Origin of the sequence: Novilysobacter erysipheiresistens, assembly GCF_036663935.1 — a bacterium.
In the GTDB taxonomy this organism is placed as follows: domain Bacteria; phylum Pseudomonadota; class Gammaproteobacteria; order Xanthomonadales; family Xanthomonadaceae; genus Novilysobacter; species Novilysobacter erysipheiresistens.
In genome coordinates, this window is sequence record NZ_JAXGFP010000030.1 from 1 (window position 1) to 443 (window position 443).

Consider the following 443-nt stretch of genomic DNA (forward strand, 5'->3'; position numbering starts at 1 on the left):
GCTTTGGTGTAACGAAGCAAGTTCGGCTTGAACGAATTGTTAGGGAGCACCGATGAAAGCCGCCGCAAGCGCAACGGCGAACAGCGCTAAGCCCATTGGAAGAAGCACTCGGATGCGGCGAGCATACGAAACCGCAGTCAGCGACTGCAACTGGTCAATCCGTGAGCTGAAGACCAGACCAAGAACAGCCATGCCAACATTGGGATCTGCGATGCGCGGCATGCCCGTGTAGAAAAAGCTCAGCGAGCCTTTTCGCTCAACCCAGTCCGGCCTTTCCAACTTGACGAGGGCATAGAACCTGTAGAGGGAGTACAGGTATATCGCCGTGGCGAAGAAGCCCAGAAGGAATGCAACGGCAAATACGAAATCCATGTGTGCGCCCTAACGCCTGAGTTAAGCCGAACTGCGTAGTGGAGCCAAAGGCATGGCAAGCTTTACCTGCC

General features: G+C 55.1%; 1 protein-coding gene. It reads right to left on the bottom strand.

What is annotated here, in order from left to right; genetic code table 11:
- Window positions 1–39 precede the first annotated feature (39 nt).
- On the bottom strand, window positions 40–372 hold the full coding sequence (locus SNE34_RS14795; RefSeq protein ID WP_332618390.1) for a hypothetical protein: 333 nt from the start codon (window positions 370–372) through the stop codon (window positions 40–42).
- Between the last annotated feature and the right edge of the window lie 71 nt (window positions 373–443).

Coding starts and splice junctions, on each gene's coding strand:
- SNE34_RS14795 (WP_332618390.1), bottom strand. CDS start 372: ATGGATTTCGTATTTGCCGTTGCATTCCTTCTGGGCTTCTTCGCCACG.